This window comes from Shinella lacus (assembly GCF_010994755.1).
Classification (GTDB): domain Bacteria; phylum Pseudomonadota; class Alphaproteobacteria; order Rhizobiales; family Rhizobiaceae; genus Shinella; species Shinella lacus.
Genome location: NZ_WHSB02000002.1, coordinates 364,475 through 391,004, shown reverse-complemented (window position 1 = coordinate 391,004; position 26,530 = coordinate 364,475). Strand labels below are relative to the sequence as shown.

Below are 26,530 nucleotides of genomic sequence, written 5' to 3'. Positions count from 1 at the left end.
TTTTCGTTTTGACGATGGCGTCAGATCACCTGGCCGCCCGACACCTCGATGCGCTGGCCGGTGATCCAGCGATTGTCGTCCGACAGCAGGCTCGCGATCATCGGGCCGATATCGTCCGGCACCCCGACCCGGCCCAGCGCCGTCATGTCGGCAAACACCGTGTTGAGATCGGGCATGTCGCGCACCGCACCACCGAGGAAATCCGTCTCGATGGCGCCGGGCGCGACCGTGTTCACCGCAATGCCGCGACTGCCAAGCTCCTTTGCAAGATAGACGCTGAGGATTTCCACCGCGCCCTTGGCCGCGGCATAGGCCGAGAAACCGGGATAGGAGACGCGGGTGAGGCCCGTCGAAAGATTGACGATGCGCCCGCCATCGGCAATCAGCGGTAGCAGCGCCTGCGTCAGGAAGAACACGCCCTTGAAATGCACGTCGACCAGGCTGTCGAACTGCGCCTCGGTCGTCTCGGCAATCGCCGCCATGTCGCCATGGCCGGCATTGTTGACGAGATGGTCGAAGGTCTCGCGCTGCCAAGTCTCGGCAAGTGCCGTGCGTAGCGCTTCGACGAAAGCCGCGAAGCCGGCGACCACGCCGGTATCGAGCCGCAGCGCAACGGCCTTGCGGCCCAGCGCCTCGATTTCGGCGACGACGATGCGAGCATCCTCCTCGCGGCTCCTGTAGGTAATGACGACGTCGCCGCCGCGGCGGGCGATGCTGAGGGCCGTATTGCGTCCGAGGCCGCGGCTGCCGCCGGTGACGAGAGCGATCTTTGTCATGGGAAACTCCTTCGGTTGGAATGGCCGATTGATACCAAGCGCCCCCGCCACTGGCGTTACCGGAAGCTCGCCGATCCTTGCCTGATCCTCCAAACCGATTTACGCGAGTGCCGGACGCGGCTAGGATGCCGGCATGACAGAGACGCTCCTTGCCACCGTCCGCCGCTATGTCGAGGCCAATGCCGACGCCACGGGCATCGCCCGCACGCCCGTGCCCGGCCTCACCACCATCCGCACCACGCAGCCTACCGGCCTCGACTACATGATCGCCCGCCCGCTGGTCTGCCTCGTGCTCCAGGGCAGCAAGCATGTGACGATGGGCGCAAACAGCTTCACGTTCCACGCCGGGGATTCGCTGCTGATCACCGCGGACGTGCCGACCGTCAGCCAGATCCTGCAGGCAAGCCCCGACGCGCCCTACCTCTCGCTCGTGCTGGACCTGAACCCCGCGGTCATCGCCGAACTCTGCGTGGAGATGCAGGCAACCGCCGCGCCCGGCGGACTGGCGATACGCTCCGCACCGACGGACAGCGAGGTAAGTGACGCGGCACTGCGCCTGATGCGCTTGCTCGATCGTCCGGCCGCCGTGCCGGTGTTGCATGCGCAGCTCGTGCGCGAACTGCATTACTGGCTGCTCGAAGGCCGTCACGGCGCGGCCATCCGCCAGCTCGGCTATCCGGATGGACAGGCGCAGCGCGTCGCCCGCGCCGTCGCGCTGCTGCGCGCGGAGTTCGCCCAGCCGCTGCCGGTCGACAGGCTCGCCGCCATCGCCGGCATGAGCCCATCCTCCTTCCACCAGCATTTCCGAAAAGTCACCTCGCTGTCACCCCTGCAATTCCAGAAGCAGTTGCGGCTGATCGAGGCGCGGCGGCTGATGCTGTCGCAAGGCGCCAATGCCAGCACCGCCGCCTATGCCGTCGGTTATGAGAGCGTGCCGCAGTTCACGCGCGAGTACCGCCGCATGTTCGGCCTGCCGCCGGCGCAGGAAACCCAGACAGCCCGCAGCCTCACGCTGGAATCGGCTTGACGCAAAAAGCCCGGCACAAGGCCGGGCTTTGTCATTCTCTCATCTCCGGCGTCAGACGAGCCGGCTCTGTTCCAGCGCCGCTTCCACGAAGCTCGCGAAGAGCGGATGCGGATCGAGCGGGCGGCTCTTCAGTTCCGGGTGATACTGCACGCCGATGAACCAAGGATGATCCGGATATTCGACGGTCTCCGGCAGAACGCCGTCCGGCGACATGCCGGAGAACACCAGGCCGCAGCCTTCCAGCCGGTCCTTGTAGTCGACGTTCACTTCGTAGCGGTGGCGGTGGCGTTCGGAAATATCCGTCGAGCCGTAGATGTCGGCGATCTTCGTGCCGCCCTTCAGCGAGGCGCGATAGGCGCCAAGCCGCATCGTGCCGCCGAGGTCGCCGGAGGCCGAGCGCTTTTCCAGCTCGTTGCCCTTCACCCATTCCGTCATCAGGCCGACGACCGGATCGGCGGTCTTGCCGAATTCGGTGGAGGATGCCTTCTCGATGCCGGCGAGATTGCGCGCCGCTTCCACGACCGCCATCTGCATGCCGAAGCAGATGCCGAAATAGGGCACCTTGCGCTCGCGGGCAAAGCGCGCCGCATTGATCTTACCCTCGGAACCGCGCTCGCCGAAACCACCCGGAACGAGGATGCCGTGCACCTTTTCAAGGTACGGCGCCGGGTCTTCCTTCTCGAAGACCTCCGACTCGATCCATTCGAGCTTGACCTTGACGTGGTTCGCAATGCCGCCGTGGTAGAGCGCCTCGATCAGCGACTTATAGGCATCCTTGAGGCCGGTATATTTGCCGACGATGGCGATCGTCACTTCGCCTTCCGGCGTCTTGATGCGATCGGAAACCGTCTGCCAGGCTTCAAGCCGCGGCTTCGGCGCCGGCTCGATGCCGAAGGCGGCGAGCACTTCGTCGTCCAGGCCTTCCTTGTGGTAGGCGAGCGGCACGTCGTAGATCGACGCGACGTCGAGTGCCTGGATGACGGCGGTCGCACGCACGTTGCAGAACAGCGAAAGCTTCTTGCGCTCGGCTTCCGGGATTTCGCGGTCGGCGCGCACCAGCAGGATATCCGGATGGATGCCCATCGCCTGCAACTCCTTGACGGAGTGCTGCGTCGGCTTGGTCTTCAGTTCGCCTGCGGCCGGAATGTAGGGCATCAGCGTCAGGTGGACATAGACGGCGGTGCCGCGCGGCAGGTCGTTGCCGAGCTGGCGGATCGCTTCCATGAAGGGCATCGCCTCGATATCGCCCACCGTGCCGCCGATCTCGCAGATGACGAAGTCGTAGTCGTCATTGCCTTCGGTTACGAAGTTCTTGATCTCATTGGTGACGTGCGGGATGACCTGCACCGTCGCGCCGAGATAGTCGCCGCGGCGTTCCTTGTCGATGATGTTCTTGTAGATGCGACCGGTGGTAATATTGTCGGTCTTGGTGGCCGAGCGGCCGGTGAAGCGCTCGTAATGGCCGAGGTCGAGGTCGGTTTCCGCGCCGTCGTCGGTGACGAACACCTCGCCGTGCTGCGTCGGGCTCATGGTGCCCGGATCGACGTTCAGATAGGGGTCCAGCTTCCTGAGACGCACGCGGTAACCGCGGGCCTGAAGGAGAGCTCCGAGTGCAGCGGCGGCAATGCCTTTTCCGAGGGAAGAAACCACGCCGCCTGTGATGAATACATATCGCGCCATGGGAGTCACCGGATACCTTTTCAAAATCGATTCCGCCACCGAAAAATCACCTTGGGCGTGATTTCGGAAGACGCAATCGTCGTTTTACACAAGAAGAAGGCCGGTTGGATTTCGCCAACCGGCCGGTTTGTTTTTCAGCCCCTGCGGCTTACTGGCCGCTCGGCACGCCGGAGTTCTGCTCCGTACCCGTTGCGCCGCCGGTCGTGCCGGTGCCCGTCGTCGTGTTGCCCGTGCCGGTCGTCGTGTTGCCGGTGCCCGTACCCGTGCCGGTCGCAGCGCCGCCTTCGGTCGGAACGGTGTCGGTGCCGGTCGTCGCAGGCGTCTGGTTGTTGTTCTGCGTGCCCTGGTTCTGCTCGGCCCCGCCGAGCGCATCGAGAACGCCGCCCGTGCCGGTCGTGCCGGGAATACGGTCGAGAATGTCGGTCGGCTGCGTCTCGTAACGGGCGAGGATGCCCATGCCGAGCGCCAGCACGAAGAACAGTGCGGCCAGGATCGCAGTGGTGCGCGTCAGGGCATTGGCCGTGCCGCGGGCCGACATGAAGCCGGAGCCGCCGCCGATGCCGAGGCCGCCGCCTTCCGACCGCTGGATCAGCACGACGCCGATCAGCGCGACGACGACCATGAGATAGATGACGAGCAAGATGGTCTGCATGTTTCAGGATCCCGGCCAGACGGCCCAAATTTCAGGTTTGCGGCTCAATATACCAAGCCGCGCACCATTCCAAGCCCTTACCGGCCAATCCGCCCGCCCTTTTGCGGGCAGGCCATTGGCGTCTCAGGCCGTGAGCTCTTCGTATGCCCGGTAGATGGCAAGGAAGTCGTCGGATTTCAAGCTCGCGCCGCCGATCAGCGCGCCGTCGACATTGGCCACACCCATCAGTTCCCTGGCATTGCCCGGCTTCACCGAGCCACCATAGAGAATGCGCATCGTGGCGCCCTCGCCGGCAAAACGCGCCGTCAGTTCCGCGCGCATGAAGGCATGCGCCTCTTCCACGTCGGCCGCCGTCGGCGTCAGCCCCGTGCCGATTGCCCAGACGGGTTCATAGGCGATCACGGTGTTGTCCGCCGTCGCCCCATCCGGCACGGAGCCGGCAAGCTGCGTCTTCAGCACGTCCAGCGTCTTGCCGGATTTGCGCTCGTCGCCGGTCTCGCCGATGCAGACGATGGCGACGAGGTCGTTCTGATGCGCGATCTCGGCCTTGGCGCGCACCAGCGCGTCGCTTTCCTTGTGATCCGTGCGGCGCTCGGAATGGCCGACGATGACGTGGCTGCCGAAGCAATCGGCGATCATTTCCGCCGAAACGTCGCCCGTATGCGCGCCGGAGGCCTTTTCATGGCAATCCTGCGCGCCGATCAGGAGCGGGCTGTCGTCGCAAAGCGCCGTCGCCACATAAAGCAGCGTTGCCGGCGGGCAGATCAGCGCCTCGACCTTTTCGGAAAGCGGTCCCTTCACGCCTTCGGCCATCGCCTTGATCTGGTCGAGCGACGCGCGCGTGCCGTTCATCTTCCAGTTCCCGGCAACGAGCGGGGTTACGTCCGGTGTCATGAGGCCTCCCTGTCCTTAAAGATTGTTGGCTTGCGGCGTAGCAAATCGAAGCCTACTGCGCAAACAGCCAGTTGAGCGTTTCGCGCCAATCGGTCATCCGCACCGGCGTGCCGTGGCCGCCGGTCTGGAACAGCACGAAGCGCGCCGGGACGCCCGCCTTCCTGAGCTTGCGGAAGACGGCGATCTGGTCGTTCGCCTGGTAGACGCTGTCGCTGTCGCCATGGGTGAAGAAGACCGGCAGTTTCGCCTTGAAGGCTGCGGTCTTGGCATAATCCCCATCCGCCGCCCCGCCCATCAGCACCATGCCCGAGAGGCTTTTCACCGCCGCTGGGTCGCGCGCCACGCGGGCGCAGATGAAACTGCCCATCGAGGCGCAGGCGAGGATGACCGGCGCATCCGGCGAAAGCGCCTTGGCGGTGAGGATGAGGCCGGAAATGCGCGCCGCCCCCTTGTCGTCGAAGGAGGGAACGCTCGCCGCATAATAGACCCCGCCACCCCGCACCGCGAGATTTTTGAGCCGGTTGAAATTGCCGCCGAAATTCCAGTCGTTGTTGCCGAGCCGCCGGTCGCCGCCGCGGCCGTGGATGAAGATGACGGTGAAGGCCGCGCCCTCGCCGTTGCCGGTCATCGCCACGTCGATCGGCCCGGCGGGTGTGTCGAGCGTCACATTCTTCTGCGCCTTCTTCACCGCCGTCGAGACATAGGCCGATTTCACCCGGCGCTCCGGCACCTGGTCGCGCCCGTTGATGTCGCGCATCTCCTGGTAATCGACGACGCTGAGCGCGCCGTCGTCGGAGGTCTCGATCACCGTGCCATAGCCGAAAAGCTCGTCCTTCCAGGGTTTCAGCGTCAACGCCGCCGCGTCCTGAACCGCAAGCGCGGTGAAAACCGCGGCGAAAACCAGCCGGCGAAGGCAATGAACTGTGGACTGAGGCATGAACTGTCGCTCCCTGGGGCTGGCGATACTTGCCATTCGCCCGCGCGCAACGCAATCCTCGCCCAGCGGTTGGCGCGGCCCGGCATCGCGAAAACCCACGGAATCTGGCAGAGTCGCGAGTGATTCGCCCGCGACCTCATTTGTGCCAAACCCCGATCTTCCCGGATCGGCGGGAGAAAATGGCAAACGGAACAAAATCTGAACGGCCCATGCAAGACGACAGCAACGACCTTTTCGCCAACGTTCCCCCCCAACCCGCCGCAGCGTCCCCTGCACCGGCGGAAAAGCCGGCTGCCGCCCCACCGCGCGAGGCGCGCGCCGTGCAGCCCATCAGCGAAGGCTCCGGCGGCTACGATGCCTCGGCAATCCGCGTGCTGGAGGGCCTGGAGCCCGTGCGCATGCGGCCCGGCATGTATATCGGCGGCACGGACGAAAAGGCGCTGCACCACCTCTTCGCCGAAGTCATCGACAACTCGATGGACGAAGCGGTCGCCGGCCATGCCAACTTCATCGACGTCAACCTCGATGCCGAAGGTTTCCTGACCGTCACGGACAACGGCCGCGGCATCCCGGTGGAAAACCACCCGCAGATGCCTGGGAAATCGACGCTCGAAGTCATCCTCACCGTGCTGCATGCCGGCGGCAAGTTCGACGGCAAGGCCTATGAGACCTCGGGCGGCCTGCACGGCGTCGGCGTCTCTGTCGTCAACGCGCTGTCCGACCATCTCGAAGTCGAGGTCGCCCGCAACAAGAAGCTCTACCGCCAGCGCTTTTCGCGCGGCAAGCCGGTCGGCGGCCTGGAAGAGCTTGGCGACGTGCACAACCGCCGCGGAACCAAGGTACGCTTCCACCCCGACCCGGAAATCTTTGGCGCCCACGCACGATTCGACCCCGGCCGCGTCTTCCGCATGGCCCGTTCCAAGGCCTATCTCTTCGGCGGCGTTGAAATCCGCTGGAGCTGCGACCCGTCGCTGCTGCTGGAAGGTTCGGAAACGCCGGAAAAGGCGGTCTTCCATTTCCCCGGCGGCCTGAAGGATTATCTCCAGGCGACGCTCGGCAAAGACTACACCGTCACCCGCGAAATCTTCGCCGGCAAAAGCGAAAAGTCCGGCGGCCACGGTTCGCTCGAATGGGCGGTCACCTGGTATGGCGGCGATTCGCTGATCCACTCCTATTGCAACACGATTCCTACGGCCGACGGCGGCACGCATGAGGCGGGTCTGCGCATCGCGCTCACCAAGGGTCTCAAGGCCTATGCCGACCTGACGCAGAACAAGCGCGCCAAGGACATCACCACGGACGATGTGATGATTTCCGCGGTCGGCATGCTTTCGGTCTTCATCCGCGAGCCGGAATTCGTCGGTCAGACGAAGGACAAGCTCGCGAGCGTCGAAGCCCAGCGCATCGTCGAAAACGCATTGCGCGACCCCTTCGACCATTACCTCGCCGACAACCCCGGCGAAGCGGCCAAGCTTCTCGAATGGGTGATCGAGCGCGCCGAAGAGCGCATGCGTCGCCGCAAGGAAAAGGAAGTCAGCCGCAAGACCGCCGTGCGCAAGCTGCGCCTGCCCGGCAAACTGGCCGACTGCTCGCAGAATTCCGCCGAAGGCGCCGAACTCTTCATCGTCGAGGGCGATTCGGCCGGCGGCTCTGCCAAGCAGGCGCGCAACCGCGCCAACCAGGCCATTCTTCCCTTGCGCGGCAAAATCCTCAACGTCGCCAGCGCCGGCCGTGAAAAGCTCGGCGCCAACCAGCAGATTTCCGATCTCGTGCAGGCGCTCGGCTGCGGCACGCGCACGAAATACCGCGAAGAGGACCTGCGCTACGAGCGCGTCATCGTCATGACCGATGCCGACGTGGACGGCGCGCATATCGCCTCGCTGCTCATCACCTTCTTCTACCAGGAGATGCCGGATCTCGTGCGCGGCGGCCACCTCTTCCTCGCCGTGCCTCCGCTCTACCGCCTCAGCCAGGGCGGCAAGACGCTCTATGCCCGCGACGACCCGCATCGCGAGGAGCTGATGCGCACCGAGTTCAACGGCCGCGGCAAGGTGGAAATCGGCCGCTTCAAGGGTCTCGGCGAGATGCTGCCGGCGCAGCTCAAGGAAACCACGATGGACCCGAAGAAGCGCACGCTCCTGAAGGTCGCAATCGACGACGTCGACTTCGAAGGAACGCGCACCGCCGTGGACGACCTGATGGGCACCAAGCCGGAAGCCCGCTTCCGCTTCATCCAAGAGCGCGCCGTCTTCGCCGACAACCTCGATATCTGAGGCATTGCCGCCTTATTTTCGCGGCAATGCCTGCCTCTAACCGGCAGCAACGAAGGCGGAAAGGACGGCCATGAAAGCTGCGCTCATCGTCATGACGATCATGGGCTGCGACGACAGCGCGACCCAGTGCCACTATATCGATACGGTCGGCAAGAGCTGGCAGACCGTGGCGCTCTGCGACGCGCAGGCCGAGACCTATATCAACCGCCACCAGGACAAGAACTATCCGGTGATCGTCGCCGTCTGCGAAAGCTCCGGCGACCGCATGACAGCGGATGTGGCAAAGCCAACGCCCGAGGCCAAACCCGCCGAAACCGTGACCACGGCCGAAGTGCCCACACCGGCCGAGACGGCCGAGGCCAAACAGGGCCTCGCCGCCCGCACGCTGAATTTCGTCAGGAAGGCCATCCCCGACAAGGCCGCGCTGAAGAACGCCGTCACAACGCCGGTGCGTTATGCCGAGGACGGCTATTCCTGGGTCGTAAAACGCTTCGCCGACTGATCAGGCCGCTTCGCGCGCCGCAATGAGCGCGTAGCTGCGCGCCGTCTGGCGCTGCTCGGCAATGGCCAGCCGCTCTACCAGTTCCAGCATGGATTGGCAGGAGGCATTGCCCGCCGCCCGTGCGCGCGACAGCAGGTGCTCGGACACCGAAAGCCCGTCGTCCTCGCCCTTCGCCTCGCGCCGCCAGAGCATGGTCGCCTCGGCGAAGAGCGCGCTGATATCCCGGCCGAGCCCGGCCGTTTCATAGAGCGCCCGCACCGCCGCCTCGCGGCCATCCGACAGGATGGAGCGGACGCGCCGCTCCGCCTGCCCCGAAAGATTGGTGATCGCCGAGGCGAAAAACTCGACGCGGCCGGTGCAGAGCGCATGCATGAGGAACACGGGCGTCAGCCGCCCGGTCAGGCGCAGGTGCTCGACCAGGGCCGGCATTTCCGCCGCGGCCACCTCGCCCACCATGCCGATCGTCGCCACGTCGCAGGCTTCGCGCGTGATGCGCTCGACGCGGCCGGTGCCGACCGCGGCCTGGATGAGCCCGAAGCCGGCCAGCGCCGTGCCGATCTTCTCGACCAGCGCATGGCGCGCATCGCTCGGCAGGTCCTCGCGGTCGAGCAGCAGCGCGCGGATTTCCGCATCGTCGCCGAGACGGTCGGCGATGCGCGTCAGGCTGCGCCGCGAAACCACCGCGCCTTCGTTTTCCAAAAGGGCGAGCACATCCGGCACTTCGCCGATCTCCGCAAGCGCTGCCGAAACGGCGCGCGAGACGAAGGAGCGGTTGGCGATCAGCATGCGCGTCACGTCATTGCCCTTGGCCGCCAGATCGACGAGATCGGCATCCGTCAGCAGCGACGAACATAGAATGATATGGGCGGCGATTTCCGGCTGGTCTTCCGCCAGCGGCAGGATCACGGCGCGCGGCGCATCCTCGCAGTCGGCAAGCGCCTCCGCCAGCGCAAGCCGCACCTTCGGCGCCGGATCGTCGAGCAAAAAGATCATCGCCATCTCGGCGGCGCGGCGATCGTCCGCACAGATCCGCGACCGTGCGTAAGCCCGCGCCAACACACTGGCCGCCTTCGCCCTGTCGGCTGCCCGGGCTGTCTCGACCCAACGGAGGAAAGCATGAACGATCAATGGACGCCCCAAACGCCTGCACCACAACTGCTACGAAAAACACGCTAGCGGCAAAGTGTTTAAGATTGGTTCACCATATCCGTTAACCGGATGGTCGTTGCCAGGAGCGGGCGCAAAGCCCTATGAAAAGGTATGGAACCGCTGCCCCACGCCATGCTTGAGACCGCCCCGCCCCCGGCGGGACGCGGCGCGCTGGTTTATGCCGGCGACTCAGGCATCAAGGGTCGTTTTGTCGTCGTAAACCCCGACGCCAGCCTCGAAATGCTCCGCCAAGCCTTTGCAGGCGGTGCCACCGGCATCGCCCTCACCGGCTGCCGCACGGGTGCCGACATCCAACGGCTGGCCGTCCTGCTCTCCGTAGCCGAAGCGGAAGAAAACCTAGCGGAAGGCAGTACGCCGATTCTCGCGATCACCGACGGCATCCTGCCGGCACCCGTGTCGCCGCAAGGCTTCTCCGGCAAAACCACACGGCTAGCCGGTCTGGTTTGGGACCAGAGGGGCCTTGTAAAAACCCTCGGCGTAGAACCGACCCGCACCGAAAGCGGCGAATGCCCCCCCACCTTCGCCGCAGCCCGCGCCGCCGTCCTGCTCACCGCCGCAGCCGCCTGCATCCCAGCCTACGATTCGGCCTCGGACCTCGCTGGAGAGCTTTTCCTGGCGGATTGCGACCGCTCACGCGACGACGGGTTCTTCGGGCGCCTCGCAAGCGACCCGGCACAGATGGCCATCATCCAAACAGTGTACGCAGGTGGCCGTGGATCCTCGGGTCAAGCCCGAGGATGACGGAGTGTGTGGGAACGACCGGCGAAACAGCACCGTCATGCGAGGACGACGGCCTGCGTGAGAACAGCGGGCAAAACAGTACGGTCGCGCGGGATGCATCAAGGGCGTCGGGGATATCAATAGGTGCGCTAACCCGCGCCGCGGCGCTCCCCCGACACAGGGCACCACCTCTCCTCCGTCATCCTCGGGCTTGACCCGAGGATCCACCCTCACCCAGCCTTCGGCCGCCCCATGGCGAAGACATCTGCCCCGCCGTCGCAATAATCCATGTAGCCCATCCGGCCGAGCGGGCGTGCGACCGCCATGTCGATCCTGCTGTCGCGCAGGATTTCCGGGCTGATGTGGATGCCGACAACCTGGCCGAACACCACCCAGTTGTCCGATTCCCGCCCGTCGAGATCGACCGGCCGCAGGATCTGCGTCGCGCGGCATTCGAGCGCCGCATAGGCTTCGCCGACATAGGGCGCATCGACGAGACGGCCGGTCACCGGCGTGAGCTTGGCAATGTCGAATTCGTCCACGCCGTAAGGAACGGCAACCGAGCTCGCATTCATCTCTTCGGCCAGATGCCGGCTCGCCAGCGAGCAGGTGAAGACGCCGGTCTCCTCGATATTCGTCACGCTGTCCTTGTGGCCGCTCGACGAGAACATCACGAGCTTCGGCCGGTCGCTGACCGCGTTGAAGAACGAATAGGGCGAGAGGTTCAGCCGCCCATCCCCCGCCTTCGTGCCGATCCAGCCGATCGGCCGCGGCGCGACGATCGCCTTGAAGGGATCGTGCTTCAGGCCGTGGGCGTTGTCCGCCGTCTCGTAGAACAGCGCGTCAGGTGTCATCGCCCACCCATGTGACGATCTCGGAAAGCTCCGGCCGCGGCCGTTCGGTCGGCGGCACGGTGGGCGTGCCGATATGGATGAAGCCGGCGATCTTCTCGCCCTCGTTGACGCCGAGGATCGCATAGGCGCGCGGGTCGTAGGCATACCACTCGGTCAGCCAGTTCGAGGAGAAACCATGCGCATTGGCCGCGATCACCATGTTGAGGCAGACGGCGCCCGCCGACATGAGCTGCTCCCATTCCGGAATTTTGAAGTGCGGTGCGGCGCGGCTGACGACGGCAACGACGACCGGCGCGCGGGTGAGCCGCGTGTTTTCCACCTTCACCATTTCCTCGGAAAGCTCCGGCTTGTCGCCGATCGCGATCTTGGCGAGTGCCTCGCTGATGCGCCGGCGCTCCTCGCCGCGATAGACGATGAAGCGCCAGGGGGCGAGCTTGCCGTGGTCCGGCACGCGCGAGGCGAGCGTCAGCATGGCCTCCACCTCGCCCTTCGAGGGGCCGGGTTCGCCCATCTGGAAGGCAGGGATCGACCGGCGGGTCGAAAGATAATCGATCAGCTTGATTTCGGTTTTCATCGGGAGGGAGTTCCAATATCTTGGCCCGCGGATGCGGCCTTGAAAATGCCATTAGCCGGGTCTTCAAGTGGAGCCTTACAGTCAGGAAGTCAACCGTCCCCATGCGCATGCCGCCCCATTCCGCCCCCCATTTCGGCATTGCCGTGAGCGTCGCGATCGTGACCCTTCTCTCGTCGTTGGCACCGGCTCGTGCGCAGGAATCGCTGGACAGTTTCTCCCAGATCGGCACCCCGCTGAAGAGCGGCAAGCTCACCTCGTTCAACCCGATCGTCACCGGCGAGGCGACGCCGGACAACCTGCGCGACGTGACCTGCGAGGCGCTGCTGACCAAGGACGGCAGCCCCATGCAGCACGGCCTCACCTGGCGCGTCTTCTCGCCGATCCCGGGTGCCGACGGCAAGCTGCCGCTGCTCGCCACCTCCGAGGGCGGCTCGGCCGCCTTCCAGCTGGTGCCCGGCGAATATTTCGTCAACGTCGCCTTCGGCCGCGCCGGCGCCACGAAGAAGTTGCTGGTGCCCACGGATGGCGACGTCGACAAGCAGGTCATGGTGCTCGATGCCGGCGGCATCATGCTGAATGCCGTGTCCGGCTCCGACGTGCGCATTCCGCCGAAGGAATTGAGCTTTTCGATCTTCGCCGCCGAAGTGCGCGAGGATGGCGAGCGCAACCTCGTCGTCGCCGAAGTGAAGCCGAATTCCGTGGTGCGGCTCAACGCCGGCACCTACCATGTCGTTTCCGACTACGGCACGGTGAACGCCGTGATCCGCGCCGATATCCAGGTCGAGGCCGGTAAGCTGACGCGCGCGACGATCCAGCACCGTGCTGCGAAGCTGACGCTGAAACTCGTCTCCGAGCCCGGCGGCGAGGCGATCGCCGACACGGCCTGGTCGATCCTCACCTCGTCCGGCGATACGGTCAGCGAAAGCGTCGGCGCCTTCCCGACGCTGGTTCTGGCGGAAGGCAGCTACATCGCTGTCGCCCGCAACAAGAACCGCATCTACCAGCGCGATTTCGCGGTGAAGGCCGGCGTCAATACCGATGTGGAAGTGCTGCTCGACGAAAACGCCAACGAGCAGAAGGCCGCCGCGGAAGACGTGGTGGACTAGCCTGCCCGCCGCATGAACGGTTTCGGCTTCGGCAGCGGCGCCATGGCGAAGACGGCCTCGTAGAGCCGCGCCATGATGTTCTTGCGGTCGCCCGCATCGAGCTCCGCCCAGGGAATGACGCCGCCGATGCGCGCGGCGATCGTCGAGCCGGAGAGTTTCTGGAACTCGCGGATCAGGAGCGACAGGCGCAGCGTCATCGAGACCTTGCTCGCCAGATGGAAGAGCCGGCCGTTCTGCCCCTCGAAGAAGACGGGAATGACGTTTGCCTGCGCCGACTGGATGAGCTTTGCCGGAAACATCTTCCACGGCAGGTCTTCCGCGCGGCCGAAAACCTTCTTCGCCGTTGCCACGCCGCCCGCCGGGAACACGATCACCGTCGTGCCCTCCTTCAGGAGCCGCACGGCTTCCGCCCGCGTCTTCATGTTGAGCGCCAGCGCCTCCTTGGTTTCCTCGAAGGAGACCGGCAGCGCATAGGGCTGCATTTCCGGCACTTTGAGCAGGTCGTTGTGGATCATCACCTTGAACGGCCGGCCGAGCTGCTCGGCGAGCGCCAGCACCGCAATGCCGTCGCCGATGCCGAACGGGTGGTTGGCGACGATGACGACGGGGCCTTGCGGCAGGTCCGGCGGCGGCCAGGAGCCCTGCACGCGCAGCCGCACATTGATGAGTTCCAGCATGTCGCCGAAGACCCGCGCGCTGTGCCCGACGATGGATTTGCGCCAGATGTCATAGAGCCGGGCGTAGCGGTTACGACCGGCGAGACCTTCCATGGAGCGGATGAACCATCGTTTGAGGCGCGGATCGTTTTCGTTGGCGTAGGAGAGTTCCTTGAACCGCACGGTATTCCCCAAAAAGATAATCCCGCACTAGCTAGCACGGGATCATTACAGTTTTCCGACAATCGGCGTAAACGTTCACGCCTTGCCGAGCTTGCGCTTCAGATCCGGGGCCATGGCTTCCAGCGTCAGCGCGGCGATCGCCTCGGTAAGCGACATCGCCGTCTGGTTCTGCGAACCCAGCCGGCGGATGTTGACGGAGCGTTCCTCCGCCTCCCGCTTGCCGCAGACCACGATGACCGGAACCTTGCTGACCGAATGCTCGCGGACCTTGTAGTTGATCTTCTCGTTGCGGAAGTCGGTCTCGACCGTCAGGCCCGCCTCGCGCAGAAGCTCCGCCACCTCGCGGCCGTAGTCGTCGGCATCCGAGGTGATGGTCGCGACCACCACCTGCATCGGCGCGATCCACAGCGGCATGTGCCCGGCAAAGTTCTCGATGAGAATGCCGAGGAAGCGCTCCATCGAGCCGCAAATGGCGCGGTGGATCATCACCGGCTGCTTCTTGTCGGAGTTCTGGTCGATGTAGAAGGCGCCGAACCGTTCCGGCAGGTTGAAGTCGACCTGCGTGGTGCCGCACTGCCATTCGCGGCCGATGGCGTCCTTCAGCGTATATTCGAACTTCGGCCCGTAGAACGCGCCCTCGCCCGGCAGGATGCCGGTCTTGATGTTGTTCGATTGCTGCTGGATCGTGTCCAGCACCTGCTTCATCACTCCCTCGGCCCGATCCCACAAGTCGTCGGAGCCGACGCGCTTTTCCGGACGCGTGGAGAGCTTGATCGTCACCTCCTCGAAGCCGAAATCCTTGTAGACCGAGAGGATGAGGTCGTTGATGCGCAGGCATTCCGCCGCCATCTGCTCGTCGGTGCAGAAGACATGCGCATCGTCCTGCGTGAAGCCGCGCACGCGCATCAGCCCATGCAGCGCGCCGGAAGGCTCGTAGCGATGCACATTGCCGAATTCCGCAAGCCGGACAGGCAGTTCGCGATAGGACTTCAAGCCATGCTTGAAGATCTGCACATGGCCCGGGCAGTTCATCGGCTTCAGCGCGAAGACGCGCTCGTCGTCGGTCTCGTCGCCGGCAACAGTCACCTTGAACATGTTGTCGCGATACCAGCCCCAGTGGCCGGAGGTTTCCCAGAGCGACTTGTCGAGCACCTGCGGCGCGTTCACCTCTTCATAGGTCCCGGCGAGACGGCGGCGCATATAGGCGACGAGCGTCTGGAACATGCGCCAGCCCTTGCCGTGCCAGAAGACGACGCCCGGCCCTTCCTCCTGGAAGTGGAACAGGTCCATTTCGCGGCCGAGCCGGCGATGGTCACGCTTTTCGGCTTCGGCGAGGATGTGCAGGTAGCTGTCGAGCTCCTCCTGCGTGCGCCAGGCGGTGCCGTAGATGCGCGTCAGCATCGGGTTGTTGCTGTCGCCGCGCCAATAGGCGCCCGCGACCTTCATCAGCTTGAAGGCCGTGCCGATCTGGCCGGTCGCGGCCATGTGCGGGCCGCGACACAGGTCGAACCAGTCGCCCTGGTAATAGATCTTCAGGTCCTGCCCCTCGGGGATCGCATCGACCAGCTCGACCTTGTACTTCTCGCCCTTGGCGGCAAAGACGTCCTTGGCCTTGTCGCGCGACCACACTTCCCGGGTGAACGGCTTGTTGCGCTGGATAATCTCCTTCATGCGCTTTTCGATCTTCGGCAGATCGTCCGGCGTGAAGGGCTCATCCTTGGCAAAGTCGTAATAGAAGCCGTTGTCGATGACCGGGCCGATGGTCACCTGCGTGCCCGGCCAAAGCTCCTGCACCGCCTCCGCCATCACATGGGCGGCGTCGTGGCGGATCAGCTCCAGCGCGCGATCGTCCTCGCGGGTGACGATCTCGATCCGGCCGTTCGAAACGGTCTCGGAGAGATCGCGCAACTCGCCATCGAGCGCAATCGCAATCGCCTTCTTGGCCAAAGACTTGGAAATCGCCTCGGCAACATCACGCCCGGTCGAGCCCGCGGGATATTCGCGGACGGAACCATCGGGAAAAGTGAGGGAAACGGGTGCAGACATCAAAAAATCTCCTATCCAGTCCCGCCAACGAATGCGGGTGGTATGCGAGGGTAAAGCCGGAATGCCGGCGCGTGCGTCGCGCGGTATAAGGGGAAAATGGGGGGATTGGAAGGGGTGGCAGTTCAGCACCCCACTCCTCTATCGCTAGGTAGTGGGCTTTCGCCAGGAGTGTTTTTTGCCTTTTACCTTAGGAACCTGCTCCAATTGGCCGCCATCCCTCAAACGATAGAACACGTTCTTCATAGTATTTTCCGACTTAATCCCAGTCAAATCGCGTGCAATCTGATTTGTTATTTCGTTGTTTTCCTTTAGGTACTCCAAAACAATTTGCTCTGGTGATGCCAAGCTTTCGTGACGCAAAATTACAAGAACTGAAGATTCAGTTTCTTGGAATTCCGGCCTCTTCAAGCGCAGCTTTTCCATGGCTTCAAAAGCGGTATTAATACCTTCGCCAACATCCTTATTTGGAGGATTCTTAAATTTATTGATAATCCTTACAATTCTAGGATTTCTGGCGAACTGTGTTTTCGCTATATTTCCAATTGTGACATGACCAGGTAGCTTTCCTGGGCTTTCTATCTCAACTCTATTATCAAATATACGAACTTGAACGTCCGCGGCAACACTATAATCACGATGAAGGACCGCATTAGTGAGAATTTCGTGCAAAGCTTCTTGTGGGTATTCTACTTTTCCATGCCAGCCGGGCCAATCTTCTCAATTCCTTCGATAATTTCCTTAACCCGGTCAACGGCATCATAGATTAGATTATATATCGGCCCTTCAATAGTTTCAGGGTCAGACGATAAGTAGTCCCTTTCAGCTTCGGCTTTCGTTTTATAACGCAATATCTTGATAGCTGAGCGCTTAGGTAGCGAGGCTTGAGGGTTGTCCGAAAAAAGAAGCACGCTCGCGACGGTTGGAGTGCCATCAATCAACAAAAATTGTTTCTTAAGCCACTCCGCAGGTTCTCCCGTCGGAACCGCATCAATAAGAAACTCGATAACAATATTCGAGTTTGTAACCTCGTCAGTCTCGACTGCCATCTTCTCATTTTCGTAAGATCGGACACCCTTATCGTATTTTAGGCGTTCAAGCGCTTCATCTTTTAACGGAAGGTTAGACGCATTATTTCGCCTATATACGCCACCATCAGTTGAATGAGCGACACTTTGTGTCTTTGAAATTGCCAAATAAAGAACTAAGCCAGGCGCGCCTTGATATCGAAGGAATTGGCCTGAAAAATTGCTTCCTAGTGGGTCTAATTCTGACATCACTTGAAATATGGCATTCGCCTCTTCCTGATCAGAAAAGCCATCCCAAGAACGCTTTTTTCCATCTGCGACGTCGAGCTCTTCAATGCCAACGTAAACTTCACCGCCACTTGCGTTTGCGAATGCTGAAATTGACCGAGACAATTTTGCGGGTGCAATTCGCTTACTTTTAAGGTCGCAAAAATAGCTCTCTTGTAACCCCAGAATTCCGCCAAATTCTTCTTTAGATACATCCCTTACGTCTACCACAATTCACCCCTTGGTTGTTGAGAACAGAATGCATCCCAGAATTTGGCTGTCAACGAAAACCCGCGACAAACAGGGGCAACACAGGCCTCAACGTCTAAATTCACCTCCATAATTTTCTCTGCCCCCAAACCTACCGTATCCTAAAAACCTCCTTCCGACGCCGGACGGATCGCGTAACGTGTCGATGCGGGCGAGAGGAGACACTTTCTTTTACTGCCGGGACATGTGGCAGGAGCGGAAGAGGCGCGAAACGCTGCGGGAATGCGAATTTCCGTTGTGACAGGCTTCCCGCTTCCCCGCGTACGCGAGGTTGGTTTAGAGCCGCCATGCAAGCCGCTCTGCCCCGTCAGCCGAGCATCGCCGCGAGGCCGTTGACGGTGTTGGCGTTGCGCAGCGTGCCGATGCCGAGTTTTTTGGTCGTCAGGTGCGAGAGCAGTTTCGTTTCGCTCGGCTTGCCGCGAAAGTCGATCCAGAGGTCGCCGTCGACGAGGGCGAGGCGCAGTTCCGGGGCGGCCAGCTTTTCGAGTTTTTCGAGGGCCGCGGGGCCGAGCGGTTCGCGCATCACGCGCACGCAGACATTGGCGCCGTCATCGCCCGGGAATGGATTGCCGGCGGCGAGCCGTTTCCAGGCGTCGGCGCGGCGCAGGATGATATCGACATGTTTGCCGAATGTTTCGCGGAATGCCGCTTCCAGCCGGTTTTCCAGCGTCGCGAGGTCCGCGTGCTGCGCATCGAAGACGAGGTTGCCGGTCGCGACCAGCGTGCGGGGATTGGCAAAGCCGAGCCTCTCGGCCATCGCCTTCAGCTCCGCCATCACGACGCGGCGGCCCGGGCCAAGCACGATCGAGTGCAGGAGGGCAACATGGCTGATCATGCGCGCCAGATATCCTGTGGCGCAGCGTGCGCGGCGTGGCGAAAATTCATCGGCACGGTCACGGCCTTGCCCCTTCCCGGCTTTTTGCCACGCGCCACAGCCGCCACGGCGCCCACCAGCGAAAGCGGCTCTCCAGCGCCTCCGGCACGGGATCGAAGCCATGCGTGCCGCCGGGGCCGCAGCGGGCGACGCGGAACAGCGCCAAAAACCCGCCCTGCCACAGGCCGTGGCGGGCGATCGCCTCAAAACCATATTCCGAGCAGGTCGGCAGGTGCCGGCAGCCATGGCCGATGAAGCCGGAGATTGTCAGCTGGTAGAGCCGGATGAAGCCCATGCCGGCAAGGCGGCCCGGCGTGCGGCGGAACGGCCCCGGCCAGTTGCGGCCCCTATAGGCGAGCCGCGCGCCGGCATGCCGGCAATCCGGGGCGTCGCACACCGCGCCTCACCCCGCCTTTTCCAGCCGCTTCGCCTCGATCTGGCCGATGGCATCCACCACGGCATCGAAGGTCAGCATGGTGGAGGCGTGGCGGGCCTTGTAGTCCTTGACGGGCTTCAGGAAGCGCATGTCCTCGAAGCGGCCGTCCGGCCCCTCGCCGTCCGCCTTCAGCATGGCGAGCATTTTTTCGCGCGCGTCGCGGATTTCGGCGGTCGTCGCGCCGATGACGTGGCGCGCCATGATCGAGGAGGACGCCTGGCCGAGCGCGCAGGCCTTCACCTCATGGGCGAAATCGGTGACGCGGTCGCCATCGAGCTTCAGGTAGATCTTGACGCGCGAGCCGCAGAGCTTGGAATGGGCGCCGGCCTCGGCATCCGCGTCGGCGAGCGTGCCGATGCGCGGGATATTGCCGGCGAATTCCAGGATGCGGCTGTTATAGATATCGTCCATCATGGCCCTGTTTTTCGCATTTTTTGCGGAATCTTCAATGATCCGAGGAGATTATTCCGGTGTCGTCGGTAAAAAAGCATGCCGCGTCGCATCGCGCCTCTTTCGCAGCCGTCGTTCGATACTATATGATAACTCGTATTGGGGTGAGCGTTTTGCAAGGCGCAAAACATTCACCTGTTGATTGGGAAACCGTGCCGGACGGTCAGCGCACTGATAAGCGAAGACCCGAAAGCCCCGGAGCCCGCCGACGGAACCCAAGCCTGCAGGGTTAGGCGAATGGCCAGTGGCGAGTCCGATATACAGGTCAGGTAGCCTGCAGAAAGGTCATTGGGTCCATGGACGCCATAGTCACCAATTTTCCGCGTGTCGACGATCCGTCCGGCCGCCCCTCGCAGAAAGAGGCGGAGGATGCCGTTCGCGTCCTGCTTCGCTGGGCGGGCGACGATCCGGAGCGCGAGGGGCTGCTCGACACCCCTGCCCGCGTCGCAAAATCCTATCGCGAGCTGTTTTCCGGCTATGACCTCGCCGCCGAGGACGTGCTCGGCCGCACCTTCGAGGAAGTTGCCGGCTATGACGACATGGTGCTGGTGAAGGACATTCCGTTCTTCTCGCATTGCGAACACCATATGGTGCCGATCATCGGCAAGGCGCATGTCGCCTATCTGCCGAATGGTCGGGTGCTGGGTCTGTCGAAGATCGCCCGCGTCGTCGAAATCTTCGGCCGCCGGTTGCAGACGCAGGAAACCATGACGGCGCAGATCGCGCGCTCGATCGACGAGACGCTGAACCCGCGTGGCGTGGCCGTGATGATCGAGGCCGAGCATATGTGCATGGCGATGCGCGGCATCCAGAAACAGGGCTCGACAACGCTCACCACCACCTTTACCGGTGCCTTCAAGACCGAACCGACCGAACAGGTGCGGTTCATGACGATGATCCGGAGCTAGGCGACAAGCCGGCTCCGCGCGACGGAGCCGACCGCCATGACGATCACCTTCAAATCCCCCTCCAAGGACAAGGCCGAGCTCGAAACCGGCCCGGACTTCACGCCGCGCTTCGACGAACACGGCCTGGTGACGGCCGTGGTGACGGATGCGAAGGACGGCGAATTGCTGATGGTCGCCCACATGAATGCCGAATCGCTGGCGCTGACCGTGGAGACCGGCATCGCGCATTACTGGAGCCGTTCGCGCAATTCGCTCTGGAAGAAGGGCGAAACCTCCGGCAACCTCCAGACGGTCGTGGAGCTGCGTACCGATTGCGACCAGGATGCCGTATGGCTGAAGGTCTCGGTCGCCGGCCACGACGCGACCTGCCACACCGGGCGCCGCTCGTGCTTCTACCGCACGGTTTCGAACGGCCCGGAAGGCGCGGTGCTGACCATTACCGGCGGCGAACCGCAGTTCGATCCGGCGGCGATCTACGGTAAAAATTAAGCATCTGCGCGGATTCCGTTCAGTTACGGCACGGATTCACCAATTGGCAACCGGTCGGGACGCCTAATGCACGCCATGGCGGCCTCTATCCCCGCCACGGATCAGGACCATGGAACCCAATCGCTGTAGTGCGTCACGACCGGTTTCCAACGCCGCCCCGCAGGGGACGACGATCCGACGGGCAAGCGCCCGCCTTCCGTTTCGACAGGACGCACACGGGAAACTCCGCAGACGGGTTTTTCTCGCCAAAGTTCCCCGCGTCACAGTCTGCATCTATCCTGTCATTTATTGTGTAGCGGATAGGCCCGAGGCTCTGGAACTGATTGCTTCGGCGCGAATTCCTCTTCGTAACGGAGGCCCGGCATGCTGAACTGGAGTTTCAATCGTAGTCTCGTAACGGCGGATGCATCAGATCCGGGCGGCCCTTCCATGAACGACATGTCTCACATTCCCGCGCCGGCCCAGCCGCGCAAACCCAAGATCGCTCTGGCGCTGGGCGGCGGTGCCGCCCGAGGCTGGGCCCATATCGGCGTGCTGCGGGCGCTCGACGAGGAAGGCATCCCCGTCGGCATGATCGCCGGCACCTCGATCGGTGCTCTCGTCGGCGGCTGCTACCTCGCCGGCAAGCTCGACGAGCTGGAGGCCTTCGCCCGCTCGCTCACCATGCGGCGCATCGCGAGCCTGCTCGATTTCACCATTCGCGGTTCCGGCCTGTTCGGCGGCATGCGGCTGACGAAGCGCATGCAGGAGCACCTGGAAAACCTGTCGATCGAGGATCTCGACCGGCCCTTCGTGGCGGTCGCGACCGAAGTCAACAGCGGCCACGAGGTCTGGATCAACAGTGGCTCGCTGATCACCGCCATCCGCGCTTCCTATGCGCTCCCCGGCATTTTCGAGCCGATAAAGTGCAACAACCGCACGCTGGTCGATGGCGCGCTGGTCAATCCCGTGCCGGTCTCTGTCTGTCGCGCGCACGAGGAGCCGCTGGTCGTCGCCGTCAACCTCAACTACGATCTCTACGGCCGCTCGGCGGTCATCAAGCACAGCGCAAGCCAGCAGAAGATCGACGATCACAAGCAGGAAGACAGTGCTGCGCGCCTCGGGCTGACGAGCGTCATGGTGCAGTCCTTCAACATCATCCAGGACCGCATTTCCCGCGCACGCCTTGCCGGAGACCCGCCGGATCTCTCGCTGCATCCCAAACTGTCGGATATCGGCCTTTCGGAATTCCACCGCGCCGGCGAAGCGATCGACCGCGGCTACCTGGAAGCCAAGGCGCGGATTTTCGAGATCAAGCGCATGCAGGAAGCCGTGCTGATGCGCTGAGCGCTTTCAGCATGCAAAAACACGAGCGGGCGGAGCGATTGACATCGGTCCGCCCGAAATCGTTCAGGATCTGGCGATTAGCCGGAGATATAGGCCTTGATGGCTTCCGCTTCGTGCTTGATCGCCCGTATATGGGACTTCACCACGTCGCCGATCGAGATGATGCCGACAAGGCGCCCTTCCTTTTCCACCGGGATATGGCGGGCACGCAGCTTGCTCATCATTTCCATGAGGCCTTCGACGGTCTGGTTCTCGTCGCAGCGATGGACGTTGCCCCACATGATGGAGGAAATGGGTTTGTCCAGGCATTCCGCCCCGTTGCGGGCGACGGCAGCTACGATATCACGCTCGGTCACGATGCCGGCGATGCGGTCGTTGCGATCGACGATGACGATGGCGCCGATATGGTTTTCATGCAGATAGACGGCAGCCTGCTTGACTGTGAGCTGCGGGCCGCCGGTCACGACGTTGCGGCCTTTTTCGTCCAATATCGTCTTTACATACATGCGTACCTCCCGTGTGCATCATAACGCAGAGAGGCGGGACACCCGTGCAGGGATGCCCTGCCAGTAACCGGCGCGACATCCGCTTCCTCCCGCGTTATGCCGCTCCCGTTCCGGTGTGCATGTGCGAACCGGAACACGTCCATGGTGCGCCACGATAGAGGCGATTGCAAGACCGCTAATGGACTATCGTTAATCCCGGCGGCTTTCGGCGACCGCGACGTCGAACAGCGGGAAGAACAGGAAGCCGAACAGGAAGCCGCCGATATGCGCTTCCCAGGCGATCGCGCCGCCGGCGACCGAACCAAAAATCTGGCCGAAGCCGATCGAAAAGTTGGTCAGGAACCAGATGCCGGAAAAGACCAGCACGGAGCGGTTGGAAAGCGCTTCGGGGATGGTGAGGCGGCGGTTGAGATGGGCGAACTGCCGGCTGATGCGGCCGCTCGGCGAGAAGACGAAGCGGGCCGCCGCCCCCATCAGGCCGGACACCACGCCGGACGCGCCGACGACGAGAATCATCGCCCCCCAATGCAGCGCCGCGTGAAAGGCGACGGCGGCAATGGCGGAGAGACACCAGAAGAGAAAGAAGCGCCAAAGGCCGATGCGCCGCACGACCGGCGCGCCGAAGGCGACCATCCAGAAAGCGTTGAAGATCAGGTGTTCCCAGCTGCCATGCAGCAGCGAATAGGTGATCGGGCTCCACAGCCAGCCGAGATCCTGCTCGGAAAAGGGAATGGAGTAGCGTCCGGGAATGAAGGCGAAATGCAGGAGCACCAGCTCGTCCGCCTGGGCCGAGATCAGATAGGTGCGTACGACATGGATGACGGTGAGCAGGGCCAGGATCGCGACGAGGCTGCCCGGCAGGTTGAATGCCGGCTCCCGCTTGCGGAGGTCCATCCCGCCGCCCTGCATTCCACCGCCATCATCCGTCATGACCGATCCACCAAATTCATAAAATACGAGTCGCGCTTATACAGAGAAAAGAAAGGCCGTGCAGCTTTCGCTGACGGCCGGTGCCCCCAATCCCCGGGGCTGAAATGATGTGCAGTAAACCATTCCCTCGTGGAGGGATGACCGGATGTTCCCCCAACCACGCCGACGATGCAATCGAAAGCATTGGTTAACCTTAACGGCGCTCTGGCACGAAACTCGCTCCTCTCTTCGAAAAACCACCGTACGCACGGCCTTTCGTGCCGGAACGGAACAGAATCGATTGGAAGCGCGCATGCAGACGAAGGCCGTCACGGCACTTTATGATTACTGGACACGGCAGCGGGGCGAGCGCGCCGTGCCGCTGCGCAGCGCCATAGAGCCCGCCGACATTGCGCCCATCCTGCCCGATGTCTTCATTCTGGAACACAACAGGCTGGACGATCCCCGCTTCCGCCTTGCCGGAACGCGCCTCTGTGCGCAGTTCGGGCGGGAGCTCAAGGGGTCCGGTTTCGACAAGCTTTTCGCGCCGGACCTGCGTAACCGCGTCGCCCGGATCACGGAAAATGTGATGGCGCATGCGGCACCTGCCATCATGCAGATCGCGCTCGTCGACGGCAGCCTGGACACGACGGAGGCGGAAGTCGTGCTGTTGCCGCTCGCCACCAAGGGCAAGGCGGCAGACCGCATCATCGGCGCTTTCGCGCCCCTGCCCGGCCAGCGGCAACCGCTTTCGGCCTTCCGCTATGCGACGCTCGGCGCGCTTTCGGTCATCGATCCGAGCCGGGCGAAGAATCTTGGCGGCAACAGGCCGGCCGTGCCTATGCCCACCTCGATCATGGCGGTCCGGCCGGCCGGCCTCGGCCAGACGATGAGCCGCGTGCTGCATCTGAGGATCTTCGAGGGCGGTCGCCAGGGTGACGATGGGTGAGGCAGAAACGCCGGACTACAACCCGAAACGCCTCTAAGTTGTCGAAATGCACGCGTGTAACGACTTTTCAATGTGCGGGAAAACCTTCTGTTAACCCCGAAAGATTAAGAGTTGGAAAGAGATAAGATCATCAGGCACGCGCGCACATGTATTCATTCCAGCAAGCATCGCCCGCCGTCCGGAAACCGCAGCCCGATCAGCGCAGCTTCCAGCGCGTCTCGGTGAACCTGCCCGGCCGCCTGATGCTGGCCAATCACGAAGAATATGAATGCACCGTGCTCGACATGTCGCCGGGCGATGCCAGCTTCATCTGCCTGGGTCGTCCGCGCATGGGCGAACGCATCATCGCCTATGTCGATCATCTCGGCCGCATCGAGGGCACCGTCGCAGCCCTCAGCGACGCCGGCTTCGCGATCCTGCTCAATGCGACGGACCGCAAGCGCGAAAAGCTGGCGGCACAGCTCACCTGGATCGCCAACAAACACGAGCTGGGCCTGCCGGAAGACCGCCGCCACAACCGCCTGACGCCGCGCAACACCAGCACCGACCTGACGCTCGACGACGGCCGGCGCTACCCCTGCCGCATCATCGACCTTTCGATGTCCGGCGCGGCGGTCGATATCGACGTGCGGCCGGCGCTCGGCACGCCCGTGCAGCTCGGCCATATGAAGGGCCGCGTCGTACGCCATTTCCAGGAAGGCGTCGCCATCGAGTTTTCGTCCGTGCAGTCGAAGGATGCGCTGACCGCATTCCTGTAGCATTTCGGGACGACCACAGCTCGTATTGTACCATGAGGGCCCTGCAGGGCCCTTTGCTGTTTCAGGACGAGACAGCGCACCCTTCTCAAAAATAATCGCAAAAATATTTTTGGCCGCCAAAAGCGCCTTCAGGCCCCCTCGCACGACGAAAGGGGTGCCGTAGCCCCGTCGCCGGCAGCAACGTCGGACTTCGTCCCATGTGCTCCAACGGCATCGCCCCCCATTATCGCACCGAATATCGCTTTGGTCTCGGCCGGAAATTTCTTTGGAATCAAGAGATTGCGCCGATTACGCCAGGATCGGTCCAACCGAAAATTCATTCAAATTTTAATCAAATGTATTTCAAGTACAACTCAAATTCATCTCGAATTTTATTCTTGTTTTATACTTATACCACCTTGATTTGAACTAAGTTATACTTCCGGTTTTCGCGCAAGCTCAAAACATCCCTGTCATTGTGACCTCATCGAACGGGGACACACACAATGAAAAAAACGATCAAGACAGGGACGTTTGCCTTTCTCTTCTCTCTGGCTGCCGCAGGCGCCGCGATGGCGCTGCCGGCCAATATTCCGCTGGCGGGCAGCACCAACCAGCCCATCGGCCACTACGAATTCTGCAAGCAATACAGCGACGAATGCGGCCCGACCGGCAAGGACAAGGGACCCTTGGCGCTGACGCAGGAAAGCTGGAAGACGATCCTCAACGTCAACTACACGGTCAACACGGACGTGCAGCCGCTGACCGACATGGAGATCTACGGCGTCGAGGAACAGTGGACCTATCCGGACACCGTCGGCGACTGCGAGGACTACGTGCTCCTGAAGCGCAAGCGCCTGATCGAAGCCGGCATCTCGCCGTCGAACCTTCTGATCACCGTCGTGCTCCAGCCGAACGGCGAAGGCCATGCGGTGCTGACCGTGCGCACCGACCGCGGCGACTTCGTGCTCGACAACATGCGCAACAAGGTCTTGCTCTGGTCGCAGACCGAATACCGCTTCCTGAAGCGCCAGTCCTCGGCGAATGCCGGCAAGTGGGTGAAGCTGCAAGACGGTCGTGCCGACGCCGTCGGTAGCGTCAAGTAATCCCCGGCGCCAGAGCGGCGCCGCATGACGAGATTGCCCGGCGGCCCCGCCGGGTAATAAAGGGCCCGGTCAGTCCCCCAATCCCCGTCCCGACCATGGCCCTGCGGCCGGTTCTGCTGTCCCGGAACCGGCCGCTTTCTTTTTCAGCACCCCACCTATGCCCGATCTCAACCGAAAATTAACCCTGTTGGCAGACGCTCCGGCAAAGGTCGCCGCCCCTTAAAACCG

At 62.8% G+C, this 26,530-nt stretch carries 28 protein-coding genes; 11 read left to right on the top strand and 17 right to left on the bottom strand.

Annotation, left to right across the window (positions count from 1 at the left end; all coding sequences use genetic code 11):
- Window positions 1-20 precede the first annotated feature (20 nt).
- Window positions 21-776: an SDR family NAD(P)-dependent oxidoreductase gene (locus GB927_RS06425; RefSeq protein ID WP_256115839.1), complete on the bottom strand. Its 756-nt coding sequence runs from the start codon at window positions 774-776 to the stop codon at window positions 21-23.
- 133 nt (window positions 777-909) lie between these two features.
- On the opposite strand from GB927_RS06425, the gene GB927_RS06420 reads away from it, so the two are divergent.
- Window positions 910-1,803 (top strand): AraC family transcriptional regulator, encoded by an 894-nt coding sequence (locus tag GB927_RS06420; RefSeq protein WP_256115838.1) that lies wholly within the window; start codon window positions 910-912, stop codon window positions 1,801-1,803.
- A gap of 51 nt (window positions 1,804-1,854) precedes the next feature.
- Here GB927_RS06420 and pyrG read toward each other — a convergent pair whose 3' ends face one another.
- From pyrG to GB927_RS06400, 4 genes are all read right to left on the bottom strand, one after another.
- Window positions 1,855-3,483, bottom strand: coding sequence for a CTP synthase (gene pyrG / locus GB927_RS06415; RefSeq protein WP_256115837.1), 1,629 nt, complete (start codon window positions 3,481-3,483; stop codon window positions 1,855-1,857).
- A 148-nt stretch (window positions 3,484-3,631) separates the two neighbouring features.
- Window positions 3,632-4,135: a preprotein translocase subunit SecG gene (gene secG, locus GB927_RS06410; RefSeq protein WP_256115836.1), complete on the bottom strand. Its 504-nt coding sequence runs from the start codon at window positions 4,133-4,135 to the stop codon at window positions 3,632-3,634.
- Between the two features lie 123 nt (window positions 4,136-4,258).
- On the bottom strand, window positions 4,259-5,029 hold the full coding sequence (gene tpiA / locus GB927_RS06405) for a triose-phosphate isomerase (RefSeq protein ID WP_256115835.1): 771 nt from the start codon (window positions 5,027-5,029) through the stop codon (window positions 4,259-4,261).
- Window positions 5,030-5,081: 52 nt separating this feature from the next.
- A complete protein-coding gene (locus tag GB927_RS06400) occupies window positions 5,082-5,966 on the bottom strand; it encodes a prolyl oligopeptidase family serine peptidase (RefSeq protein ID WP_256115834.1) in 885 nt (294 codons plus the stop codon).
- Window positions 5,967-6,175: 209 nt separating this feature from the next.
- Here GB927_RS06400 and parE point away from each other — a divergent pair, with 209 nt between their 5' ends.
- Together parE and GB927_RS06390 are read left to right on the top strand one after the other, a co-directional pair.
- Entirely contained in the window at window positions 6,176-8,239 is a 2,064-nt protein-coding gene (parE, locus tag GB927_RS06395) for a DNA topoisomerase IV subunit B (protein ID WP_256115833.1), read from the top strand.
- A gap of 70 nt (window positions 8,240-8,309) precedes the next feature.
- Window positions 8,310-8,741: a hypothetical protein gene (locus GB927_RS06390; RefSeq protein WP_256115832.1), complete on the top strand. Its 432-nt coding sequence runs from the start codon at window positions 8,310-8,312 to the stop codon at window positions 8,739-8,741.
- Here the strand turns inward: GB927_RS06390 and GB927_RS06385 are convergent, their stop codons facing one another.
- Window positions 8,742-9,869, bottom strand: coding sequence for a DUF2336 domain-containing protein (locus GB927_RS06385; protein ID WP_256115830.1), 1,128 nt, complete (start codon window positions 9,867-9,869; stop codon window positions 8,742-8,744). It lies immediately after the preceding gene.
- 132 nt (window positions 9,870-10,001) lie between these two features.
- Between GB927_RS06385 and GB927_RS06380 the strand changes: the two genes are divergently transcribed.
- Window positions 10,002-10,652, top strand: coding sequence for an aldolase/citrate lyase/malate synthase family protein (locus GB927_RS06380; RefSeq protein ID WP_256115829.1), 651 nt, complete (start codon window positions 10,002-10,004; stop codon window positions 10,650-10,652).
- Between the two features lie 209 nt (window positions 10,653-10,861).
- On the opposite strand, the gene GB927_RS06375 is transcribed toward GB927_RS06380, so the two are convergent.
- Together GB927_RS06375 and GB927_RS06370 are read right to left on the bottom strand one after the other, a co-directional pair.
- Window positions 10,862-11,470, bottom strand: a complete 609-nt coding sequence (locus GB927_RS06375; RefSeq protein ID WP_256116180.1) for a flavin reductase family protein — start codon at window positions 11,468-11,470, stop codon at window positions 10,862-10,864.
- A gap of 4 nt (window positions 11,471-11,474) precedes the next feature.
- A complete protein-coding gene (locus GB927_RS06370) occupies window positions 11,475-12,059 on the bottom strand; it encodes a nitroreductase family protein (protein WP_256115828.1) in 585 nt (194 codons plus the stop codon).
- Between the two features lie 101 nt (window positions 12,060-12,160).
- Between GB927_RS06370 and GB927_RS06365 the strand changes: the two genes are divergently transcribed.
- The gene (locus tag GB927_RS06365; RefSeq protein WP_256115827.1) at window positions 12,161-13,165 is read left to right on the top strand and encodes an RgsD C-terminal domain-containing protein; all 1,005 of its coding nucleotides are present in this window, start codon (window positions 12,161-12,163) and stop codon (window positions 13,163-13,165) included.
- Here the strand turns inward: GB927_RS06365 and GB927_RS06360 are convergent.
- The 7 genes from GB927_RS06360 to GB927_RS06330 form a co-directional block, all read right to left on the bottom strand.
- Window positions 13,162-14,004 (bottom strand): lysophospholipid acyltransferase family protein, encoded by an 843-nt coding sequence (locus GB927_RS06360; RefSeq protein ID WP_256115826.1) that lies wholly within the window; start codon window positions 14,002-14,004, stop codon window positions 13,162-13,164. The genes GB927_RS06365 and GB927_RS06360 overlap by 4 nt on opposite strands.
- A gap of 75 nt (window positions 14,005-14,079) precedes the next feature.
- Window positions 14,080-16,050, bottom strand: a complete 1,971-nt coding sequence (gene thrS / locus GB927_RS06355) for a threonine--tRNA ligase (RefSeq protein ID WP_256115825.1) — start codon at window positions 16,048-16,050, stop codon at window positions 14,080-14,082.
- 144 nt (window positions 16,051-16,194) lie between these two features.
- Window positions 16,195-16,719: an ATP-binding protein gene (locus GB927_RS06350; RefSeq protein ID WP_256115824.1), complete on the bottom strand. Its 525-nt coding sequence runs from the start codon at window positions 16,717-16,719 to the stop codon at window positions 16,195-16,197.
- 17 nt (window positions 16,720-16,736) lie between these two features.
- Window positions 16,737-17,573, bottom strand: a complete 837-nt coding sequence (locus tag GB927_RS06345; RefSeq protein ID WP_256115823.1) for an AlbA family DNA-binding domain-containing protein — start codon at window positions 17,571-17,573, stop codon at window positions 16,737-16,739.
- 346 nt (window positions 17,574-17,919) lie between these two features.
- Complete coding sequence (locus tag GB927_RS06340; RefSeq protein ID WP_256115822.1) at window positions 17,920-18,447, bottom strand: DUF1697 domain-containing protein; 528 nt, start codon at window positions 18,445-18,447, stop codon at window positions 17,920-17,922.
- Window positions 18,448-18,505: 58 nt separating this feature from the next.
- The gene (yidD, locus tag GB927_RS06335; RefSeq protein ID WP_256115821.1) at window positions 18,506-18,883 is read right to left on the bottom strand and encodes a membrane protein insertion efficiency factor YidD; all 378 of its coding nucleotides are present in this window, start codon (window positions 18,881-18,883) and stop codon (window positions 18,506-18,508) included.
- A 6-nt stretch (window positions 18,884-18,889) separates the two neighbouring features.
- Window positions 18,890-19,336: an iron-sulfur cluster assembly scaffold protein gene (locus GB927_RS06330; RefSeq protein ID WP_256115819.1), complete on the bottom strand. Its 447-nt coding sequence runs from the start codon at window positions 19,334-19,336 to the stop codon at window positions 18,890-18,892.
- A gap of 332 nt (window positions 19,337-19,668) precedes the next feature.
- Here GB927_RS06330 and folE point away from each other — a divergent pair, with 332 nt between their 5' ends.
- The 3 genes from folE (at window position 19,669) to GB927_RS06315 (ending at window position 22,095) form a co-directional block, all read left to right on the top strand.
- Window positions 19,669-20,280 carry a GTP cyclohydrolase I FolE gene (folE, locus tag GB927_RS06325; protein ID WP_256115818.1) on the top strand — a complete coding sequence of 204 codons (612 nt, stop codon included), beginning with the start codon at window positions 19,669-19,671 and terminating at the stop codon, window positions 20,278-20,280.
- Between the two features lie 36 nt (window positions 20,281-20,316).
- Entirely contained in the window at window positions 20,317-20,769 is a 453-nt protein-coding gene (hisI, locus tag GB927_RS06320; RefSeq protein ID WP_256115817.1) for a phosphoribosyl-AMP cyclohydrolase, read from the top strand.
- A gap of 363 nt (window positions 20,770-21,132) precedes the next feature.
- Window positions 21,133-22,095, top strand: coding sequence for a patatin-like phospholipase family protein (locus tag GB927_RS06315; RefSeq protein ID WP_256115816.1), 963 nt, complete (start codon window positions 21,133-21,135; stop codon window positions 22,093-22,095).
- Window positions 22,096-22,172: 77 nt separating this feature from the next.
- Here the strand turns inward: GB927_RS06315 and GB927_RS06310 are convergent, their stop codons facing one another.
- Window positions 22,173-22,601: a CBS domain-containing protein gene (locus tag GB927_RS06310; RefSeq protein ID WP_256115814.1), complete on the bottom strand. Its 429-nt coding sequence runs from the start codon at window positions 22,599-22,601 to the stop codon at window positions 22,173-22,175.
- A 189-nt stretch (window positions 22,602-22,790) separates the two neighbouring features.
- Window positions 22,791-23,531, bottom strand: a complete 741-nt coding sequence (locus GB927_RS06305; RefSeq protein ID WP_256115813.1) for a rhomboid family intramembrane serine protease — start codon at window positions 23,529-23,531, stop codon at window positions 22,791-22,793.
- 292 nt (window positions 23,532-23,823) lie between these two features.
- On the opposite strand from GB927_RS06305, the gene GB927_RS06300 reads away from it, so the two are divergent.
- The 3 genes from GB927_RS06300 (at window position 23,824) to GB927_RS06290 (ending at window position 26,302) form a co-directional block, all read left to right on the top strand.
- Entirely contained in the window at window positions 23,824-24,459 is a 636-nt protein-coding gene (locus tag GB927_RS06300; protein WP_256115812.1) for a PAS domain-containing protein, read from the top strand.
- A gap of 146 nt (window positions 24,460-24,605) precedes the next feature.
- Complete coding sequence (locus GB927_RS06295; protein ID WP_256115811.1) at window positions 24,606-25,217, top strand: PilZ domain-containing protein; 612 nt, start codon at window positions 24,606-24,608, stop codon at window positions 25,215-25,217.
- Between the two features lie 485 nt (window positions 25,218-25,702).
- The gene (locus GB927_RS06290; RefSeq protein WP_256115810.1) at window positions 25,703-26,302 is read left to right on the top strand and encodes a transglutaminase-like cysteine peptidase; all 600 of its coding nucleotides are present in this window, start codon (window positions 25,703-25,705) and stop codon (window positions 26,300-26,302) included.
- Window positions 26,303-26,530 lie beyond the last annotated feature (228 nt).

Excerpts from the sequence above, each read along its gene's own strand:
- GB927_RS06380 (WP_256115829.1), top strand. The coding sequence starts at position 10,002 with ATGGAACCGCTGCCCCACGCCATGCTTGAGACCGCCCCGCCCCCGGCG.
- tpiA (WP_256115835.1), bottom strand. The coding sequence starts at position 5,029 with ATGACACCGGACGTAACCCCGCTCGTTGCCGGGAACTGGAAGATGAAC.
- GB927_RS06365 (WP_256115827.1), top strand. The coding sequence starts at position 12,161 with ATGCGCATGCCGCCCCATTCCGCCCCCCATTTCGGCATTGCCGTGAGC.
- GB927_RS06310 (WP_256115814.1), bottom strand. The coding sequence starts at position 22,601 with ATGTATGTAAAGACGATATTGGACGAAAAAGGCCGCAACGTCGTGACC.
- folE (WP_256115818.1), top strand. The coding sequence starts at position 19,669 with ATGGACGCCATAGTCACCAATTTTCCGCGTGTCGACGATCCGTCCGGC.
- GB927_RS06295 (WP_256115811.1), top strand. The coding sequence starts at position 24,606 with ATGTATTCATTCCAGCAAGCATCGCCCGCCGTCCGGAAACCGCAGCCC.
- parE (WP_256115833.1), top strand. The coding sequence starts at position 6,176 with ATGCAAGACGACAGCAACGACCTTTTCGCCAACGTTCCCCCCCAACCC.
- GB927_RS06420 (WP_256115838.1), top strand. The coding sequence starts at position 910 with ATGACAGAGACGCTCCTTGCCACCGTCCGCCGCTATGTCGAGGCCAAT.
- hisI (WP_256115817.1), top strand. The coding sequence starts at position 20,317 with ATGACGATCACCTTCAAATCCCCCTCCAAGGACAAGGCCGAGCTCGAA.
- GB927_RS06425 (WP_256115839.1), bottom strand. The coding sequence starts at position 776 with ATGACAAAGATCGCTCTCGTCACCGGCGGCAGCCGCGGCCTCGGACGC.
- pyrG (WP_256115837.1), bottom strand. The coding sequence starts at position 3,483 with ATGGCGCGATATGTATTCATCACAGGCGGCGTGGTTTCTTCCCTCGGA.
- GB927_RS06330 (WP_256115819.1), bottom strand. The coding sequence starts at position 19,336 with ATGATGGACGATATCTATAACAGCCGCATCCTGGAATTCGCCGGCAAT.
- GB927_RS06300 (WP_256115812.1), top strand. The coding sequence starts at position 23,824 with ATGCAGACGAAGGCCGTCACGGCACTTTATGATTACTGGACACGGCAG.
- GB927_RS06370 (WP_256115828.1), bottom strand. The coding sequence starts at position 12,059 with ATGAAAACCGAAATCAAGCTGATCGATTATCTTTCGACCCGCCGGTCG.
- secG (WP_256115836.1), bottom strand. The coding sequence starts at position 4,135 with ATGCAGACCATCTTGCTCGTCATCTATCTCATGGTCGTCGTCGCGCTG.
- GB927_RS06390 (WP_256115832.1), top strand. The coding sequence starts at position 8,310 with ATGAAAGCTGCGCTCATCGTCATGACGATCATGGGCTGCGACGACAGC.
- GB927_RS06400 (WP_256115834.1), bottom strand. The coding sequence starts at position 5,966 with ATGCCTCAGTCCACAGTTCATTGCCTTCGCCGGCTGGTTTTCGCCGCG.
- thrS (WP_256115825.1), bottom strand. The coding sequence starts at position 16,050 with ATGTCTGCACCCGTTTCCCTCACTTTTCCCGATGGTTCCGTCCGCGAA.
- GB927_RS06290 (WP_256115810.1), top strand. The coding sequence starts at position 25,703 with ATGAAAAAAACGATCAAGACAGGGACGTTTGCCTTTCTCTTCTCTCTG.
- GB927_RS06305 (WP_256115813.1), bottom strand. The coding sequence starts at position 23,531 with ATGACGGATGATGGCGGTGGAATGCAGGGCGGCGGGATGGACCTCCGC.
- GB927_RS06315 (WP_256115816.1), top strand. The coding sequence starts at position 21,133 with ATGCTGAACTGGAGTTTCAATCGTAGTCTCGTAACGGCGGATGCATCA.
- GB927_RS06340 (WP_256115822.1), bottom strand. The coding sequence starts at position 18,447 with ATGATCAGCCATGTTGCCCTCCTGCACTCGATCGTGCTTGGCCCGGGC.